Annotated in this window: 18 protein-coding genes; 7 read left to right on the forward strand and 11 right to left on the reverse strand. The window is 69.0% G+C overall.

Annotated elements, in window-relative coordinates:
• The first annotated feature begins 76 nt into the window (after window positions 1-76).
• From ACGFJ2_RS08480 to ACGFJ2_RS08495, 4 genes are all read left to right on the forward strand, one after another.
• Window positions 77-1171 carry an NmrA family NAD(P)-binding protein gene (locus tag ACGFJ2_RS08480; protein WP_393466109.1) on the forward strand — a complete coding sequence of 365 codons (1095 nt, stop codon included), beginning with the start codon at window positions 77-79 and terminating at the stop codon, window positions 1169-1171.
• A gap of 800 nt (window positions 1172-1971) precedes the next feature.
• Entirely contained in the window at window positions 1972-2157 is a 186-nt protein-coding gene (locus ACGFJ2_RS08485; protein WP_393466112.1) for a hypothetical protein, read from the forward strand.
• A gap of 30 nt (window positions 2158-2187) precedes the next feature.
• On the forward strand, window positions 2188-3222 hold the full coding sequence (locus ACGFJ2_RS08490) for an alpha/beta fold hydrolase (RefSeq protein ID WP_393466114.1): 1035 nt from the start codon (window positions 2188-2190) through the stop codon (window positions 3220-3222).
• Window positions 3182-4243, forward strand: a complete 1062-nt coding sequence (locus ACGFJ2_RS08495; protein ID WP_393466117.1) for an NmrA family NAD(P)-binding protein — start codon at window positions 3182-3184, stop codon at window positions 4241-4243. The genes ACGFJ2_RS08490 and ACGFJ2_RS08495 overlap by 41 nt, the downstream gene beginning before the upstream one ends.
• 45 nt (window positions 4244-4288) lie before the next feature.
• Here ACGFJ2_RS08495 and ACGFJ2_RS08500 read toward each other — a convergent pair whose 3' ends face one another.
• The 9 genes from ACGFJ2_RS08500 to mycP form a co-directional block, all read right to left on the reverse strand.
• Window positions 4289-5560 carry an aldehyde dehydrogenase family protein gene (locus ACGFJ2_RS08500; RefSeq protein WP_393466120.1) on the reverse strand — a complete coding sequence of 424 codons (1272 nt, stop codon included), beginning with the start codon at window positions 5558-5560 and terminating at the stop codon, window positions 4289-4291.
• 137 nt (window positions 5561-5697) lie between these two features.
• Window positions 5698-6129 carry a hypothetical protein gene (locus tag ACGFJ2_RS08505; RefSeq protein WP_393466123.1) on the reverse strand — a complete coding sequence of 144 codons (432 nt, stop codon included), beginning with the start codon at window positions 6127-6129 and terminating at the stop codon, window positions 5698-5700.
• Window positions 6129-6887, reverse strand: a complete 759-nt coding sequence (locus ACGFJ2_RS08510; RefSeq protein ID WP_393466126.1) for a hypothetical protein — start codon at window positions 6885-6887, stop codon at window positions 6129-6131. The genes ACGFJ2_RS08505 and ACGFJ2_RS08510 overlap by 1 nt, the downstream gene beginning before the upstream one ends.
• A gap of 66 nt (window positions 6888-6953) precedes the next feature.
• Window positions 6954-7280, reverse strand: a complete 327-nt coding sequence (locus ACGFJ2_RS08515; RefSeq protein WP_393466129.1) for a hypothetical protein — start codon at window positions 7278-7280, stop codon at window positions 6954-6956.
• 3 nt (window positions 7281-7283) lie between these two features.
• Window positions 7284-8615 (reverse strand): hypothetical protein, encoded by a 1332-nt coding sequence (locus tag ACGFJ2_RS08520; protein ID WP_393466132.1) that lies wholly within the window; start codon window positions 8613-8615, stop codon window positions 7284-7286.
• Between the two features lie 8 nt (window positions 8616-8623).
• On the reverse strand, window positions 8624-9013 hold the full coding sequence (locus tag ACGFJ2_RS08525) for a hypothetical protein (protein ID WP_393466135.1): 390 nt from the start codon (window positions 9011-9013) through the stop codon (window positions 8624-8626).
• An 8-nt stretch (window positions 9014-9021) separates the two neighbouring features.
• Entirely contained in the window at window positions 9022-9321 is a 300-nt protein-coding gene (locus tag ACGFJ2_RS08530; protein WP_357942176.1) for a WXG100 family type VII secretion target, read from the reverse strand.
• Between the two features lie 28 nt (window positions 9322-9349).
• Window positions 9350-9676 (reverse strand): WXG100 family type VII secretion target, encoded by a 327-nt coding sequence (locus tag ACGFJ2_RS08535; RefSeq protein ID WP_357942178.1) that lies wholly within the window; start codon window positions 9674-9676, stop codon window positions 9350-9352.
• Between the two features lie 96 nt (window positions 9677-9772).
• The gene (gene mycP / locus ACGFJ2_RS08540) at window positions 9773-10909 is read right to left on the reverse strand and encodes a type VII secretion-associated serine protease mycosin (protein ID WP_357942180.1); all 1137 of its coding nucleotides are present in this window, start codon (window positions 10907-10909) and stop codon (window positions 9773-9775) included.
• Between the two features lie 127 nt (window positions 10910-11036).
• On the opposite strand from mycP, the gene ACGFJ2_RS08545 reads away from it, so the two are divergent.
• The 3 genes from ACGFJ2_RS08545 (at window position 11037) to ACGFJ2_RS08555 (ending at window position 14918) form a co-directional block, all read left to right on the forward strand.
• Entirely contained in the window at window positions 11037-11660 is a 624-nt protein-coding gene (locus ACGFJ2_RS08545; RefSeq protein WP_357942182.1) for a hypothetical protein, read from the forward strand.
• Window positions 11657-12874: a hypothetical protein gene (locus tag ACGFJ2_RS08550; RefSeq protein WP_393466140.1), complete on the forward strand. Its 1218-nt coding sequence runs from the start codon at window positions 11657-11659 to the stop codon at window positions 12872-12874. The genes ACGFJ2_RS08545 and ACGFJ2_RS08550 overlap by 4 nt, the downstream gene beginning before the upstream one ends.
• Before the next feature lie 118 nt (window positions 12875-12992).
• The gene (locus ACGFJ2_RS08555) at window positions 12993-14918 is read left to right on the forward strand and encodes a serine/threonine protein kinase (protein WP_393466143.1); all 1926 of its coding nucleotides are present in this window, start codon (window positions 12993-12995) and stop codon (window positions 14916-14918) included.
• Between the two features lie 10 nt (window positions 14919-14928).
• Here ACGFJ2_RS08555 and ACGFJ2_RS08560 read toward each other — a convergent pair whose 3' ends face one another.
• Window positions 14929-16389 (reverse strand): hypothetical protein, encoded by a 1461-nt coding sequence (locus ACGFJ2_RS08560; protein WP_393466146.1) that lies wholly within the window; start codon window positions 16387-16389, stop codon window positions 14929-14931.
• 57 nt (window positions 16390-16446) lie between these two features.
• Window positions 16447-17388, reverse strand: a complete 942-nt coding sequence (locus tag ACGFJ2_RS08565) for a DUF5996 family protein (RefSeq protein ID WP_393466149.1) — start codon at window positions 17386-17388, stop codon at window positions 16447-16449.
• Window positions 17389-17431: the final 43 nt, after the last annotated feature.

Below are 17431 nucleotides of genomic sequence, written 5' to 3' on the forward strand. Positions count from 1 at the left end.
GCAGAGATCCGTCTCGAACACGCCGCGCTCATCGCGTACTGATCGTGTGCGTACTTAACCTCTGGAGTCAAAAGCCATGTCTTCTCACACCACCTCTACCATCTTCATCATCGGCGGCACAGGGGCTCAAGGGATGCCCATCGTCCGCGCTCTTGTCGCCGACAAGAAGTACTCCGTTCGAGTCCTCACCCGCGATTCCACCTCCCCCCGAGCCCAGGCCCTCCTCGCGCTCGGCAACGTCTCCTTCCTCGAAGGGTCATTCGCCGACGAAGACGTGCTGCGAGAAGGATTTCGCGGCTGTGACGGGGCATTCATCAACATCGACGGGTTCAACACCGGTGAGAAAACCGAGACCTACTGGGCCATCCGCAGTTACGAGATAGCGATTGAAGAAGGAATCAAGTTCTTCGTCTACGGAAACCTCGACTACGTCCTTAAGAAGTCCGGCTACGACTCCAGGTTCCGCACCGGCCACTATGATGGCAAAGGCCGCATGGCTGAATGGGTGCTGTTTCAAAACGAAAAGAACAGGGACAGGATGGGAGCGGCGGTCTTCACTTCAGGTCCCTACATGGACATGGTGATCTCACCGCTCACGCCCATGACACCCTCCGTCGAGAACGGTGTCGTCACATGGCGAGTCCCTCTCGGCAAGGGAGCCGTTCCCCATGTGGATCTCGAAGATTGCGGATTCTACGTTCGCTGGCTCTTCGACCATCCAGAGCGGGCGAATGGCATGGACCTCGAAGTCGCCGTCGAACATATGACCTATGCCGATATGGCGGCGGCATTCGAGAAGGTCACCGGGCATCCAGCACAGTACATCGACACTGATCTGGACACATATTGGAGCGGACCGCTGAAGGCGGTTGCCGATCTCCCTGCCGGATACAACGCCGATCCCAACGACAAGGCCACCATGAGCTTCAGGGACAATTTCACGGGCTTCTGGAATGTATGGAAGCACGGAATCGTCTCCAGGGATTATGCTCTGCTCGACGAAATTCATCCCAACAGGATCCGAAGTGCTGAGGAGTGGTTCAGGCGAGAAGACCAGGTGGGACAAGCCCTCGGCAAGGGAAGTCTCTGGGAGAGGGTCCAACCGGAGAACTGGCGCAGCGACTCTCCTGTCCTTAAGAGCAGTGCGGATTTGAGGACGGGCAAGTTGTAAACGGTAAGCGGCAATACGAACCCGATCTCGCCCGAACTCGTCGCACGGGCCGCCTTCGGCTTCCGCGATGTGGGCAGCCAACGCGTTCAGCTCGGCCTTCGCCACCCCCGCGACCCGCAGCCTTGCGGGACCGGCACCTGCTCCACGTCCTGAGCCTCCGGTTGCACCTGCACGACGCCTCGTCGGGCAAATGCGTTAACCCACTGGACGAGCGCCACGACGCCGCGCCCGCTCAGTCGCCCCGGCCGCCAGGTCGGCGCGGATGCGGATGAGCGCGGCCGTGATATCGCGAGGACACCACAGGTAGACCACGACCCATCGTGCATCCGGCGCCGAGTTGACCACGGCTTTGACCGCCTCCGGCCGGCCGACATGCAGCACCGGCACGAACCTCGCGCGCAGCTGGCCTCGTTGCCAGAGCTGTTGCTCGCGCGTGCTGTGGTAGCTGCGACGCCCTCGACTTCACCCGAATGGAGTCCCACCGGGTCCGCCGGAATTATGAATGATCGGTTGCCGCGGTGCGCGTCCTCGCTCATGCACTTGGTGAGCGCCTCCTCGCTCGGCTGACCTCCATGGTTCAGTTTTGAAACGCGCGTGGTGATGGTTTGGCGCAGCCGGTTTGCCATGGAGAAACCGATCGGTTTACGGTGGAGGAAACCGATCGGTTTCTCGCGTGGAGGCAGTCGTGACAGCACTCAAGGGCACCAACGTCCTCGTCACCGGAGGCGGCCGCGGTATCGGCAAGGCGCTGGTCGAGGAGCTCTACGCGCGCGGTGCCAGAAAGGTCTACGCCACGGCACGTGACCCGCGCACGGTGCCCCACCCCCGTCGACGCGCCCAAGGCCGACCCTCGCGACGTCCCTGTGGCCGCGCTCGACGGCATCGAGGCGGGAGCGCATGAGGTGCTGGCCGACGACATCACCCGCTGGGTCAAGTCGCAGCTGTCGGCTGACTTGGCAGCCCTGTACGCGCAGCTGAAGAAGTAGCACGCGCTCACCGATTTCAAGGAGGTCCTTGTGGAAAGTTCGCTCACCCACCGCTTCGTCGACGTGAACGGTGTCAGGCTGCACGTCGCCGAGCAGGGGCAGGGGCCGCTGGTCCTGCTGCTGCACGGCTGGCCGGAGAGCTGGTACTCCTGGCGTCACCAGTTCGGGGCGCTGGCAGCGGCCGGATACCGGGTCGTCGCCCCCGACCAGCGCGGCTATGCCCGCAGTGAGCAGCCGCCGGACGTCTCCTCCTACACCCTGCTCCACCTCGTCGGCGACGTGATCGCCCTGATCGAGGAACTCGGCGAGGAGCAGGCGGTCGCCGTGGGCCACGACTGGGGCGCACCCGTCGCCTGGACCACCGCGATGCTGCGCCCCGACAAGGTCCGCGCGGTGGCCGGGCTCAGTATTCCGCCGATTCTGCCCGGCGGGATGGTCCCGCCCTCGATCACCCGCACCCAGTACGGCGAGGGCTTCTACCAGGTCTACTTCCAGCAGCCGGGAGTCGCCGATGCGGAGTTCGCCAAAGACATCCCGGACTCTTTCCGCCGCCTCCTGGTCGGCGCCTCAGGCGACAACCCGCTCGGCAGGGAGCCCCGCCCGCTGGTCGTACCCGAGGGTCGGGGCCTGCTGGACACCATGCCGGAGTCGCCCACTCTGCCGGCCTGGCTGACGGAAGAGGACATCCAGGCGTACGCCGAGGACTTCGCCCTGCACGGCGAGCAGGCCTTCACCGGAGCCTTCAACTGGTACCGGAACATCGAACGCAACAACGAACTGCTCGCGCCTTTCCACGGGCGTGGGATCGACGTCCCCGCGCTGTACGTGGTGGGAGACCGCGACATGGTCACCTCACTGCGCGGCCCGGACGGGAGCAGCTCGCTGAGCGATCTTCTGCGTGGCCAGGGCGGGCCGGGCAACCCGCTCAGCGCCCTCGCGCCCCAACTGCACGGCCCGGTGGTGCTGCCGGGATGTGGCCACTGGACGCAGCAGGAGCGTCCCGCGGAGGTCAACGCCGCACTCCTTGACTTCCTCGCCCGCATCGACGGCTCGCCGCCCCGATGACACCGCTGAACTGCTGACCCAACCCAACCCAACAAAGGACACACCGATGCCAGAACGCAATCCCATCCTGATCACCGGTGCCGCCGGTCATATCGGTGGTGTGAGCCGAACGATGGTCGAGATGCTGCTTGACCAAGGGCACCCGGTGCGCGCGTTCGTGCGACAGGACGACGAACGCGCGCACGCGCTGCGCCAGGCCGGGGCCGAGATCTTCGTCGGAGACCTGCTCAACATCGCCGACGTGACCGCCGCGCTGAAAGGCTGCCGACGCATCTACTTCAGCATGAGCCTGTCGCCGTACTACACCGACGCCGTCACCTTGATGGCCGCGGCGGCGCGGGCCCAGGGCGACATCGAGGCCTTCGTCAACATTTCCGAGTTCGAGCAGTCGTTCATGACGTTCGACAAAATGACCGCACCGGAGGAAGAGCGGCTGGCCTGGCTCGGCGGACTCGTCGCGGACTGGTCGCCGCAGCAACGGGCCCACTGGATCGCCGAGCGGGTGCTGCAGTGGTCCGGCCTGCCGACTGTCAACATCCGGGGGGCCATGTTCGTCGAGAACCCCCTGATGACCTGGCTGGCGCTGGAGCCGCTGAGCAAGGGCGAACTGCGCCTGCCCTTCGGCCACCACCGGCTCGCGCCCGTCGCGGGTTACGACGTGGCGGAGGTATGCGCGAAGATCCTGGCCGACCCGGCACCGCACATCTCCAAGTCCTACGAGCTCAACGGTCCGGAACTGAAGGACATGCATGGGTTCGCAGAGGACTTCGCGGCCGTGCTGGGACGCCCGGTCACCTACATTCCCGAAGATATCGAAGCCTGGAACGAGACCTACGTGGACACCGCCCTGGCCGAGTATCCGCACACCGCGGAGCACATGAAGACCCTGACCCGGCTGATCGGCGGTGGAGGATACCGCGGCGTCACCGACCAGCTGGAGACCCTGCTCGGGCGCCCGCCGAAGACTGTGCGGTGGGCACTGGAGATCCATCCGCGCATCCGGGAAATGGCGACTGCCTGAGCCGCTGAGCGCCCCGGAGAAGATTGGCAGGGACGGACGGTCCGGTCAGGACGTGAGCCGGCCGCTCGGCACGATCATGTACTGCCGTAGGTACAGGTCGCGGAAGCTCACCGGGCCGCGTGGGCCGGGCACCCGGTCGATGTTGATTCCGGTCTCTGGCAGCCGCAGCAGTTTGAAGCCGTCGAGGAGCCGCGTGGTGGAGTTCCAGAAGACGCCGGAGCCGGTGTAGGCGTCGATGAACTGCGCGGCGGCGGCCGGGTCCTCGGTCGCGATGGCGGCGGCCAGCCCGGATGTCTCTTCGTTAGCGATTCGAGCCGCGTGCAGTGGGCCGTCGACGGCGTCGACGGTCACGGTGGCCGCACGGTTGGAGTCGAGCGACCACTCATACCCACGTGGGTGGGTGTGCGGGGGCAGCGAGGCGGTCACGCCCAGGCGGTCCAGGGCCTCAAGAATGCCGGGTAGCCGCTCGTCGTACACGCATTGGTCGATGAGCAGCAGATTGAGCCGGTTGCACACGCCCAGCCGGTCCAGGCTGTCGGTGATCAGCTGGTGCACGACCTTGTCGTCGGCGGCCGGATGCACGTACAGGACCCCGCCGCCGTCGGCGTGGGCGAGGGTACGGACGCCGTGGCGGGCCGCGTGGCGGCCGAGGTCGCGGGTGCTGTCGCCGCTGCCGCGCAGGATGACCAGTGGGATGAGCTGGGGCAGGGACACCAGCGCGTACGCCGCCGAGTGGTCTTCGCTGGGTATCAGCTGGATGGCGTCCGGATCGAGGCCGGCCTCGCCGAGGGCCGGTGCGATCACCTGGTCCACGAGGGCCCGGGACGAGCGCAGCGCGGCCGAACCAGTGCGCAACACGCCTGCGTTGCGTGACTTGAGGAACTGGGAGGCGATGTCGAGGGTGACGTTCGGACGTGCCTCGAAGTTCGCGCCGATGACGCCGACCGGCCGGCGACGTTCCAGCAGGGTAAGGCCATCCGCGCGCTCTTCGAGGACCTGGTCGCGAGGCTCGTGCGCCACATCCGCCAGCGTGCGCAGTTCGGCGGCCATGCTCTCCAACCGTGGGCCGGTCAACCGCAGCCGGTCCTGCAGGGCCGGCGACATCCCAGCGGACACGGCTGCCGCGAGGTCTTCTTCGTTGGCGGTCGTGAGGATGTCCCGCGCCGCCCGCAACCGTTCCGCCATGGCACGCAGCGCGGTGTCGATGGCCGCATCCGTCGCCTTGTGGAGGGACGCGCAGCTCTGCTCGGCCCGGATCGCGCAGGCACGCACCTCATCTTCGACAGAGCTGATCTGACGGTGCTCGTTGCTGGTCAAGGGCGTCCTTCCGTCGACCGGGCGCATGGCAAGATAAGGGGATTGTAGCATCGTTCAACAATCCCCATGAAAATGGTCTCATTCGCTGTGCAGCCAGCCGCTCCACCACCTCACGGGCCACGGTCTTTAGTGATCTTCTAGGAACCGTCCACGCGTCGGTGGATGCGGGCCAGCTCGGCCATCGCGTTCTCCATGACCCTGTCGTACGTGTCCTGCGCGTTCTGCAGGCGCAGCTCGGCCGGGTTGCCCTCCTCGGTGAGGTCCGGCGGGGCCGCGCCCCACCGTTCGGCCATGAGCGCGTTCGACTTCTCCTGCAGGTCGGCCAGCGATGCGCCGATCAGCTCCAGGATCGTGGTGGCGAGCCTGTCCGAGCCCCAGCGGAGCGCGCGCGGGTTGATGTCCAGCGCGGTGACGCCCTGGGTGGAGCACTCCACGGTCACCAGCTTCTCCGCGTCCTGGGCGAACCCCTGCACGGCCAGGACCTGCTCGTACAGCTCCGCGAACCCGTCCAGGGGGCGCTGGGTGTCGGCGATCATGCGGTCGATGGCCGCTTCGTCGAAAGCCGGCATCACACTTCCTTCGTCGGGTTCGGCTGGTTGCCTTGCATTGGATTCGGCTGGTCGCGCTGGGTCGGATGCGGCTGGTTGCCCTGCGGGAGGGCCGTTTCGCTGAGGTCGTCGGCCACGGCCGAATTGGCGAGCATCCCGCCGCCTATCGCAGTCGCGCCGCCGAAGAGCAGCTTCTTGACGGGCGACACCTTGGTGAACCGGCCGGCGATCTTCCCGGCCAGTCCCTCCGACCCCCTGAGGAACGTCTGCAGCTTCAAGGCGCCCTGACCGGCCTGCTGGTCGGCCCGGCGGCCGAACATCGTCGCCGCCACCTCCGCGGCGGGCCGTACATAAGGGTTGATCCGCCCGAGCTGGTAGATCGTCCCCGCCAGGAGGATGGCGGCGCCCACGTCGAACATCAGGTTCCCGGCGAAGTCGAGCGCGTCGGCCGAGGTGCGCATGGAGTCCGCCGTGGCCTGCGGCAGGTCGGCCTTGTCGGCGACCTCGTCGCTGTGCGTGTCGACCGTCTGCTGGAACAGCTCGGCGCTCGTCGCCATCCAGTGCACGTCCTTGACGGACTCCTGGATCAGCTGGGGGTGCTCGCGTAGCCCCGCCGACAGCTCCTCCCACTGTTGCGCGGCCCGCCGCAGCTCGGGGGTGTCGGCGGCGGTGAGGGCGATGATCAGTCCGGCGTACTTCGCGCGGCCGCCGCCCAGCAGCGCCGAGCCCAGCTGGGCCATGCCCGCGCCGGCGATGACGGACTGCGGTTGTGTCGGCATGTGTCCTCGTTCTCAGACTTGCTCTCAGACGGTGGTTCTCGGACAGTAGCTCTCGGACGGTGGCTCTCAGACGGCCGTGACGCGGGTGGCCGCGCCGTCGCCCTGGACGGCGGCGTTGGCCGTGTCGAACGCCTTCGACTCCATCTGAGCCAGCTCGTGCCTGGTCGCCGACACGTACTGGTGGGCAGCCAGCTTGACCTGGTCGAGCGCGTCCGCCAGCGACGAGCCGAAGAAGCCGAACAGGCCGAAAGCGCCGGAGTGCACGTTGAGCCCCGCCACGACGCGGGTCATGTCGTTGAGGCGCTGCATGGGCTTGCCGGCGATGTTGCGGCCGACCTCACGGACGGAGTCGGCGTTCATCTCCATGCGCTTGAGGTCGCTGTCGGATGTCATGGGTCAGTCCACCACCGGTTGGCCGGGATCGTACGCGGGACGGAACAGGCCCGGCTCATCAGGGGGCGGCGGGGCCGTCCGGTGCGCGACCGGCGCACCCTCGTACCCGGCCGGGCCGCCGCCCATCGGCATGAACGGCATGCCACCGGTACCGGCGGCCGCCCCTGTGGGGCCGCCGGACGATGTGGGGTTCGTGGCGGGCCACGTCCCGTCCACGACCGGCACGACGCCGGGGCGTACGGACGGGCCGGTCTCGCGCGGGAGGCCGCCGAGTGGGCTGCGGGCCTGGTCGGCGATGGGGCTGCTCTGGTCGAGGACGGAGCGCATGGGGCCGGACCGGTACGGGTCACCGGTCCGCGCGCCGTCGGTCCGCTCGGAGTAGGTCCGCAGGTTGTCGGTTCGCGGGTCACCGGTCCGCGTCGGGTCGGTCCGCGTGGGGTCGGTCCGCGCGGTGTCGGGCCGGGCGCCGGTCAAGGAGCGTGTCGGCTCGGACGTGGTCGGGTTGGTCCCGATCGGCGCGGGGCCGGTCGTCGGCGGGTACCCGGTGAGCTGGGCCACGGAGGGCGTTCCGCTCGTTGACGTGATCAGCCCGGGGACCTGGCCCGGCGTGGTCCCGAGGGTCGGGGGAGTGGCGGTTCCAGGGACCGCCGCAGCGAGCGGCGCGGTCTGCGGCGCCGCCGAGATAGGTGACGCCGTCGGATCCACACTGGCCAGCCGGGCGACCGGGCGCGTGGACTCCAAGTCGATCCCGCCACCGGTCGGAGTGCTGTCGCGCACAACTGGAGGCAGGTACGGCGCGCTGGAGGCCAGGTCGGCGTCCCACGGTAGCCGCTCGGGCAGGATCCCGTGCGCGTCCCTCAAGCGGCCGTTCAGATCCGCGAGGAAGCGCCGGGCGTCGGCGTCGGGGTCGTTGCTCAATTCCCGGGAGATGTACGACCCGGTGTCCACCGTGGCGTACTGCTCCCGGGTGGCCGGCTCGAACTGCTCCTTCGCCGTGGCCAGCTCACGGCTGGCCTGCTGGACGGATGACGGGATGTCGCCGATCTGGCTCCGCAGCGTGCCGAGATACGACTGCACCCGCGCCATCCGCCCGAGCATGGCCCGCGCCGACTCGCCGCCCCAGTTTCCATCGGCGACGAGACGTGAGGCGTATTGGGACAACTCCTTGATCGTCTGGTCAAGGAGCGTGCCGGCCGATTGGTAGGCGTCCGCGACACCGCCGAACTCCTCCGGCCGGGTGTTCATGATCAACCGCCGGATCGAGTCACGCCCGCCGTAGCTCTCGGGCGCGCCGGCCGGCAGCGCGCCCTCCTTGATCGGCTTCGGTTCTCCCACGCGGCCCTCTATCCGGCAGATCCGGTAGATCCGGCAGATCCGGTACGGCGAGCGGTGTCGCCGGCCCGCTGATCGGCGTCCCTGACGGTGTTCGCGGTGGCGACCAGATCCTCGACGACCCTGTTGACCAGCTCGGTCACGAACCCCATCGTGTCCACCGTGGCCATGCGCGCCCGTTGCATCGTCTCGGCGTACCCTCGTGCCACATCCCAGTCGCCGACGGCCGTGAACGACAGGTCGGGCACCCGGTGCCCGGCCGACTCGAGCCGGGGCAGCAGATCCCTCGCCATCGCCCCGGCGACGTCCAGCAGCGCGTCCGGCCGGCACATCGCCTGGTCACCGGCCGCCGCCGGGTCGATGACCAGCTCGGCGGGTATCCCGTTGTCGCCTTCAGCCATCGTTCGGCTCAGGTGCCCCAGCGCCGGACGTTGGCCTGCTCGGCGTCGCGCATGATCTCGGTCGCGTCGTGCAGGGCCGGGCCGAAGCGCTGCATGGTGTCACCCATCGTCACCACGGCCTCGTTCCACTCGCGCTTGGCCTCCAGGTAGACGCCCTTCGCGGAGCCGTCCCAGGTCTCCAGGATCTTCAGGTCGTTCTCGAGGTCGGTCAGCTCGCCGACGAGATTGGCGTACGCCCGGCCGAGCTCGGCCGCGATCTCTTCCATCTCGTCGAAATTGGCGAGGATGATGTCTCCGCCACCGGTCATTGAGATCCTTCCCTGACGTCGATCCCGCTCATCGGACGGCACCGCCGTTGAGCGCGGCCATGAGGTTCTTCGTGACGGCCTGGGTGGAGGTGCTGGCCTCCTCGTACTCGATCCCCGAGCCCTTGAGGTTCTCGGCGATCTGGTGGAGGGCGTCGATGACCTTCTTGAACTGCGGGTTCCACTCGTTGAGAACCTGCGTGTAGACGGTCGCCGACTCGCCCTTCCACGAGCCGCCGAGCTGCTCGGGGATCTGGAGCAGTCTGTTGTGGATCTGCGTGATGTGCTCGTGCGCGGTCAGCGCGCGAGCGGCCGCGTCGTGCTGACTGCCCTGCTGATAAGTGGTCGGCTGCGCCACGGTTCACCTCCCGGTATCGAACATGGGACAACGCGAGCACCATAAGCCGGTGCGCGGGAGGGCCGATCTGACTTCAACATTCCTGGAAATGTTGGATCACCCGGCGCGCCAGCCCCGCCGCCTGGCCTTGGGGAGCATGATCGCCACGAAGATCACCAGCCCCGTCACCGCGACCGTGCCTCCCGCGATGCCCACGGCCAGCCCGCGCGTACGCGGGTCGGGGGCGGCGGCCTTGGCCACGACGACCGGCACCCCGCCGCCCGCCTTCTCCACCGAGTCGGGCAGTACGGCGGTGACGGCGAGCAGCGGGTTGACCAGGCCCGCGCCGGTCCCGGTGGCGCCGCCGCCCTCGGCCGTCAGCTCCACCCGGCGCTTGACCTGCCACAGGTCGAGCTCCGGATGCCGGGCCCTGACCAGCGCCACGACCCCCGACACGTACGGCGCGGCGAAGCTGGTGCCGTCGAGGTCCGTACGGTAGCCGCCGCCCGTCCACGTACTGGTGATCCCGGAGCCGGGGGCGGTGACGGAGACCCTGGTGGTGCCGTTGGAGAACGCCGACTTCGTGCCGTCGGGGGAGGCCGCGCCCACCGCGATCACGCCGGGGTAGTCGGCCGGGTAGGACGGCGTCACCTCGCCGTCCTCACGCTTCACGTTGCCGGCCGCCGCGACGATCACCACGTCCCTGCTCTGCGCGTACGCGACGGCCGACTTGAGCTCCGGCTGGTCGTGCGCCTCCACGGACACGTTGATGACCTTCGCGCCGAGCTCGGCGGCCCGCCTGATGCCCCGGGCCAGCAGTGACACCTCACCGTCCGGCGTCTCGGTCTGCTTGATCGACAGGATCCGCGCGCCCGGCGCGACCCCGAGGAACGGTACGCCGCGCGAGGTGAGGTCCCGGCCCGCGATGATGCCCGCCACGGCCGTACCGTGGCCCACGCAGTCGCGCTGATCCGTACCCGTCAGGTCCTCGGAGGTCGTGACCGCCCCGGCGAGCTGCGGGTGCCGCGCGTCCACGCCGCTGTCGACGACCGCGACGGTGACGCCCTCGCCTCGGGTCAGCCGCCACACCCGCTGGAAGCGCAGCCGCTCCTGCGGCCAGGGCTTGCCACTGACGTCCTGGACCCCGGCCTCGGGGTTGCAGGAGGGAGCCATCCCGTCCGCCTGCGCGGAGGTAATGGGCGTGATGGCGAGCAGCAGGGCGAGGGCGGTGGTGCCGGCCCAGGAAATGGCCATGTAAGGGGATTTTGCCGGTCTTGAGCGGCAAGCCGGATTCCGTTCCAAATTCTTTGAAGTGAAACGCCGGTGCGCCCGGTACGGGATACAGAGGGGAGGGGCGCAGACCGATATCCGGGAGAGATTCATGCCGACACCTGACGACGGCGGCGAGCGGGACGACACCAGGGACGGCCTCGGCCTCCCGAGAGACCAGCGCAACGGCGTCGAGTCGGGCGAGGACGGGCGCGTCTACGAGGTACAGCTGGACCCGCGCAACACCGAGGAAGAGTACACCGACTACCTGCAGACTTACGGGCACGGAGGGTACCCGCCGACCGCCCGGCCACGGGTCTCCGAGGCGACGCGCGATGAGTTGGTGACCAAATACCACGTCGATCCGGGCGGGGCGAAGAAGGAGATGTTCATCAAGATCGCCGACTTCGTGGACCCGGAGACCGGCAAGCCGCGTCCCGACTCGCCCGTCGAGAAGCTCCGCGCCGACCTCGACCGGCTCAGGGGGCTGGGCGGCACGCCGAGCCTGGAGGTTCTCGTCAGCCGCTCCACGCTGACCGAGCGCGACCTGGGCACCTGGCAGGCGGCCACCGACCTGAGACTCACCACCGACAAGGCGCAGACCAGTCTGAAGAGCGCCGTCACCCAGCTCTGCTCGGTCTACGAGGCCATCCTGGAGACGCTCGACCAGACCGTGAAGGCGGCCATGGACGCCGACCAGGCCGTGGCCCAAGGCCTGCGCGGGACGGCGACATGACCGCTTACACCCTGTACCAGCTCAAGGACGGCACCCGTCCGCTGCCCGATGACATCGCCACGAGCAAAGGCGACAGCGAGAACAGCCAGGGCATCGTCGACCTCATCCGCAACCACACCGACCCGCGGAAGATCGAGGACGCCGGCCACAACTACGCGACCCTGGCCGCGAGCTGCGAGGAGTCGATGCGGAACCTGCAGACGGAGGCGCAGCGCATCGCCGCCTCCCTCGGCGGGGAGCCACTGGAGGGCGTCTTCAAGAAGATCGGCGAGCTCCAGAAGGATCTCGCCGCGGTGAACTACAGCGCTCAGACTGTCGCCAACCCGCTCATCTGGTACGGCCGTGATGTGCTGCCCTTCTTCCGGGACAACGTCCCCCAGGTCGGCAGCGCGGGCTGGGACGACGATCTGCGTGACAGCGTGTTCGGCACCGACGGCAACGCTCACGCCCTGGCCCGGCACCACCTGCGACAACTCAACAGGTTCATGGGAGTGGTCTACGACCGGATCGCCCCCGAACTGGAGCAGCGCGCGGCTCCGCCCCCCGGCGCGGGTGTCACTCCCGTGGAACTGCCGAAGATGGACGGCCTGGGCGGCAACGGCCGACTCGGTGGTGGCGGCGTCTCCGATCCGTACACGGGCCTCGGCAGCCCGTACTCCAGCCTGTCCGGCCTGCCCGACCCCACGTCGTCCGGTGTCGGGGACCCGTCCGGCCTGACCGACCCGAACCAGCGCCCGACCGATCCCGGCACGAACCTGCCGGACCCCAACGGCGCCCAGAACCCGAACCTCCCCGGCCTCGACCAGGCTGGAGTGAAGACCCCCGACTTGCAGAGTCCCCAGACCCCGGACCTGAAGAATCCCGGCGACCTCAAGACCCCCGGCCTGCCCGACACCAAGGCGAACCTGGCCGGCTTCCCGGACACCATGTCGCCCGACCTGGCCCACCGGGTGAACACGGGCGTACCCTCCACCGGCCCGCTCACCCCCTCGGGGACCGGCACCGCCACGACGGCCGCGCAGGGCGCGGGTGGCCTGACGGCCGGCGGGGCCGCGCGGGGCGGGACCGGCGGTATGCCGATGGGCATGTACCCGCCGGGCATGGGAGGTGGCGGCCAAGGCCAGGAGCAGGACCGCGAGCGGACCCGGTTCCCGATGATCGAGGACGAGGCGTTCGAGACCGACGACCTGGGCGGTCCCGCAGTGATCGCATGACGGCGACGGATAGGGCCGGTGGCTGCTGCCTCCGGGAAGCGGTGACGCCGGATCGGGGAAGTGAACCCGTGACGGCGAGGAAGAGGGCCGGTGGCTGTCGGGTCCGGGAAGTGAACGCGTGACGGTGACGGAGAAGGTCCGTGGTTACCGGCTCCAGGAGCGGGCCGGGCAGGACGGGCCGTGGAGCGCGTACCTCGCGACGGCCGACCGCGACGGCGCCTCGGTGCTGCTGCGGTCGCTGGCCTGCCGCCGGGTGGACAAGCGCCGGCTCAAGCCGCTGCTGCGCGGCTTCCGCTTCCCGGACGCACTCGCGACCCATCCGAACGTGATCCCGGTACTCGACATCGGCACCACCGCCGACGGCCGCCCGTACCTGGTGACCGAGCTGCACGGAGGCTGCACGCTGGCCGAACGGCCCGGCCGGACCCTGCCCGCGCCGCCGGGCGAGGCGCTGCGCGTCGCGCGCGCGGTGGCCGCCGCGCTCGCGGCCACGCACGGGGCGGGCGGGGTGCACGGCGACGTACGGCCGGAGAACGTGGTCCTGCCCGAGTACGGCGAGCCCAGATTGACCGGGTTCGGCATGAGCGGGCTGATGTCACTGGCCGAGCTGCCCGACGGGACGTCCGTGTCCGTCCACAGCCCGCCCGAGCTGCTTGAGGGCCGCTCGGCCAGTCCGGCGTCGGACGTGTACTCGCTCGGGTCGATGCTGTACGAGCTGCTTGCCGGGCGGCCCGCGTTCGCCCTGGACGGGCCGGACACCTCGGCCCGGTTCGTCTTCGGCGTGCTGAGCGAGGAGCCGCCGCCCCTGGCGTCCCCCGGCCTGCCACCCGACGTCGTGGACGCCGTCAATCAGGCGATGGCCAAGTCCCCCGACTCCCGCCCTACGGCCGCCGACCTCGCCACCCGCTTCGCCCACGCCGCCCCACCCGCCCTCGACCATTCGGCCCCATCCACGTTCAATCCAGCGGTCCCACCCACCTACAAACTGGTCGCTCCGAGTTCCCGCCTGAAGCCCTCGCAGACCGGACCCGGCTCGCCGCCCACCTCAGCCGGACCCGCGTTGGCACCGGGACCCTCGCGGACCGGACCCGGCTCGCCGCCTACCCCAGTCGGACCCGCGTTGTCACCGGGACTGTCGCAGACGGGGCCGGGGGACTTGCCGCCCGGCTCGCCGTCGATGCCGTCGTTCCCCTCGGTTCCACCAGCGTCAGCGACGCCGTCGTCAGCGGTGCCGTCGTCAGCGGTGGCCGCTGAGACGTCGGTGCCGCGGGCTCTCGTCTGGACCGTCGACCCCGACCGCTCGGCGTCACTTCCCCGACCGCCCCGCCCGCTCTATCCGTCCTCCCACCAGCCGGGTACGGCGCAGCCACAGGCCCAGGCGGAGCCGAGGCGCAGGAGCAAGAAAGTCCCCCTGTTCATCGCCGGCACCTCCGGCCTGGCCGTGCTGATCGGCGCGGCCAGCGTCGCCGCCGCCATGAACGGCCGCCCGTCGACCCCACCGCGGATCACCCTGGAGCCCCAGTCCGCCACGACCAGAGGCACCGACCCGGGGACCGGAGGCACCGACCCCACGACGACCGCCAAGCCACCCGACTCGGCCGCCCGGACCCCACCACCCAGTGCCCTGCCCTCTACCGAGCCTTCTACCGGGCCGTCCATCGCCCGTCCCGCCAAGACCCTGGACGCGGCGGCGATGAGCGCGCAGCGGCCCAAGGACCTGAGGCTGGTGACCGACAACGGCACGACCGTGACGCTGTCCTGGAAGCAGCAGCGCAAGAGCGACTTCCCCATGGTGCTCCAGCAGTCTCCCGGTGACCGCGTGCTGTCGATGGGCAGCGGCAGCATCACGTACACGGTCGGCGGCCTGGACGCGGCCACGGGCTACTGCTTCAAGGTCGGCACGGTGGTCAGGCTCGGCCAGCCGTCGTCCGTCGCGTGGTCACCGTCCCTGTGCATCCGAGGCGCGGTGGAAACCGACCCAGGCGGCCGGGACGAGCAGGTCCAGCCGCCCATCGTCCTCCCACTGGCCACCCCACCCACCTGAAAGCCGCTGATCACGGAGTGGCGGTCGGCTCGCCGCCGGCTTGCTCACGCGCGAGGAGTCCGCCGAGGGCGGCGGCGATGACGGGCAGCCCGACCACCACGGCCGCGATCGCCGGCCACGGAGTTTCGAAGGGCACCCGTACCGGATCATCCCATGAGCCCGACGCGGTGAAAGGCCATAGCAGCAACATCCCGATGGGGCACCCGGCGACCGCGCCCAGCACCGTTCCGCACAGCATGCTCAGCCCCGCACGGGAAGCGGCGAACCACCGGAAAGTCGCGGCCGATCCGTCACCGGCCCGCCTCAGCACCCGACCCGCTCGCGAACTCGTGTCCTTACCGTCCCCGGCGGCCCAAGCACCGCAGAGGGCGATGAGGAGCGTCGCCGCGGCGACGACCAGCCAGGTGGTCGAAGCCTGGAATCCCCGCTCGACATAAGTCTCCGTGACGTCGCCCAGCCGGCTGTCGAGCCGGTCCTGTTCGCCCGCCGAGACTCGATGGAGGAAGGGATCGATGATCAGCTCGTCCGGCTTCAGCTGATAGCCGAGGTCCCGGACGACCTTCGCCGGGACGAAGATCGTCTCCATGTGAGGGTCGAGGGTTCTGGCGACGGTCGCCGGAGTGGTCTTGCTCGTCGGCGGGCCGTCGCTCCCGGTCACGTTGTAGTCGATCTCGACCGAGTCGACCTTCACGTCGGCGGTCGTGACCACCACGGCCTTGCCCTCGTCGTACGGCGTCGACTGGTCGCCCGTGAGATACCGCAGCAGTGCCTCGTCGCCGATGACTCCGTTCGGGTAGACGGACTCTTCCGGCAGGTCGACGTTCTCGGCATTCGCCGCGAAGTGTCGGTATTCACGCGGACTCTCGCTCTGGGCGATGGGAACTCCGGGTAACTCCCGCTGGATCGCCGTACGTACGGGACCGGCCTGCTCCGCCGAGAAGAGCCGCACCAGGAGGGTGCCGGGCCGGGCGCTGGGGGAGTAGGCGGCCCTGTCCTGCGCCGTCATGCCGACCGCGACGATCGTGAGCGCGATGCCGAAGCTGGTCGCCATCATCGTCACCGTGATCGCGGGAGCCGTAGTCGGGCGACGACCGGCCAGGTCGCGGGCCGCCAGGCGGACGAGCAGCGGCAGCCGTTTCGTGTACCGACCGAGGATTTCCAGCAGCCACGAGGCTAGCGGGCCGAAACCTAAGAGGAGCAGACCTCCGCCTATGAGGGTCAGCAGACTGAGCCCGATCAAGACGGCGCCGCCGTAGCGCGTGTCCGCACGCGCCGACCACGCGCCGAATGCCATCATCCAGACGCCGACGAACGACAGGAACAATCCCCCGACCACATAGCGGCGGCGTACGCGTACGTGGCGATTCCGTGGGGCGGACTGCGCCGCGATCGTCACAGATGCGCAGGCGAACACCGCGGGAATGGCCATGGCCACGCCGATTCTCAGGAGTATCGAAAGGTCGAAGATCATGGCCGGATAGTAGTGAGCTTCAGCTGGCGCCGTACGGGGTCGAAATACAGTGCGCGGTCACGTTCCAGCGGTCAGCACCGGATCGGTGACCCCGCCGGGGCAGGCGAGCTGGGCGATGTCCCAACCGGCGCGCCGGGCTCCCGCCTGGTAAGCGCTGTCGTAGAAGGCGAGGACGGCGGCGCGCGGATCGGCCTCGGCCAGGGCGTCGGCGTGGCGCAGCACGGCCAGATGGCCGCCTCGCTGCTCGATCCACTGCGCGGGCGCGGGCTCCAAGGGCTCGTTGTCCAGGGCTTTGGGCTCGGGAGCGGTGTAGGAGTAGAAGGCCGGGTCCGGGAAGGCGTCGTCACCGAACCAGAAGCCGGAGCTGATCACCTCCCGCGAGTACGCTTCCCGCGTCACCGGGTCGGCTCCGGGCGGCTGGTCGATCACGCGGTCGGAGAAGCGGCTGCAGGCGATGTCGAAGGTGTGCCAGAAGTGGTGCACCGGGCTGATCTTGCCGGAGTAGCCCGCGGCGAACTCCTCCAGCAGGAGGTTCACCTGGCTGAGGACCTGCCAGTAGCGGGTGACCTCGGCCGGATCGTAGTGCGCGTGCTCGGTGTCGTCGGCGAACGGCCGGTCGGAGTCGGGCAGGTCGAACGGCCGTGGTAGGGGTATGTCCACTCGCACGTCCAGGGCCGTCAGTGCCCGCATGGTTTGGTGGTAGAAGGACGACACCGACTGGCCGGGGAGCGAGAACGACACCTCCCGGCCGTCCACCGTGCTGAGGAGCAGCTGGTGGCCGACGAAGTCGAAGTCGATCGTGAAGATCGGGTTACCGTCGGCCTGTCCCATCGGACGAGTGGTGATCCCTCGCCCGGTGACGTGGAACGGCGCGTTCCACCAGTGGTTGCGCCGGGCCGCCGAGGCGAGCCGGATCTTGCCCACTACCTGGCAGAACCGGTGCAGCGTCGCCTTGGTGTCCCGCCACTCGGCCGACGGCACGGCGGTGTACAACTCCATGACCCCATCGTTCCCACACGTTCGCAGCGCTATCCATGCGCCG

The organism is Nonomuraea sp. NPDC049028, assembly GCF_043197735.1.
GTDB lineage: Bacteria > Actinomycetota > Actinomycetes > Streptosporangiales > Streptosporangiaceae > Nonomuraea.

Excerpts from the sequence above, each read along its gene's own strand:
- mycP (WP_357942180.1), bottom strand. The coding sequence starts at position 10,909 with ATGGCCATTTCCTGGGCCGGCACCACCGCCCTCGCCCTGCTGCTCGCC.
- ACGFJ2_RS08565 (WP_393466149.1), bottom strand. The coding sequence starts at position 17,388 with ATGGAGTTGTACACCGCCGTGCCGTCGGCCGAGTGGCGGGACACCAAG.
- ACGFJ2_RS08525 (WP_393466135.1), bottom strand. The coding sequence starts at position 9,013 with ATGGCTGAAGGCGACAACGGGATACCCGCCGAGCTGGTCATCGACCCG.
- ACGFJ2_RS08510 (WP_393466126.1), bottom strand. The coding sequence starts at position 6,887 with ATGCCGACACAACCGCAGTCCGTCATCGCCGGCGCGGGCATGGCCCAG.
- ACGFJ2_RS08515 (WP_393466129.1), bottom strand. The coding sequence starts at position 7,280 with ATGACATCCGACAGCGACCTCAAGCGCATGGAGATGAACGCCGACTCC.
- ACGFJ2_RS08505 (WP_393466123.1), bottom strand. The coding sequence starts at position 6,129 with ATGCCGGCTTTCGACGAAGCGGCCATCGACCGCATGATCGCCGACACC.
- ACGFJ2_RS08530 (WP_357942176.1), bottom strand. The coding sequence starts at position 9,321 with ATGACCGGTGGCGGAGACATCATCCTCGCCAATTTCGACGAGATGGAA.
- ACGFJ2_RS08480 (WP_393466109.1), top strand. The coding sequence starts at position 77 with ATGTCTTCTCACACCACCTCTACCATCTTCATCATCGGCGGCACAGGG.
- ACGFJ2_RS08550 (WP_393466140.1), top strand. The coding sequence starts at position 11,657 with ATGACCGCTTACACCCTGTACCAGCTCAAGGACGGCACCCGTCCGCTG.
- ACGFJ2_RS08545 (WP_357942182.1), top strand. The coding sequence starts at position 11,037 with ATGCCGACACCTGACGACGGCGGCGAGCGGGACGACACCAGGGACGGC.
- ACGFJ2_RS08560 (WP_393466146.1), bottom strand. The coding sequence starts at position 16,389 with ATGATCTTCGACCTTTCGATACTCCTGAGAATCGGCGTGGCCATGGCC.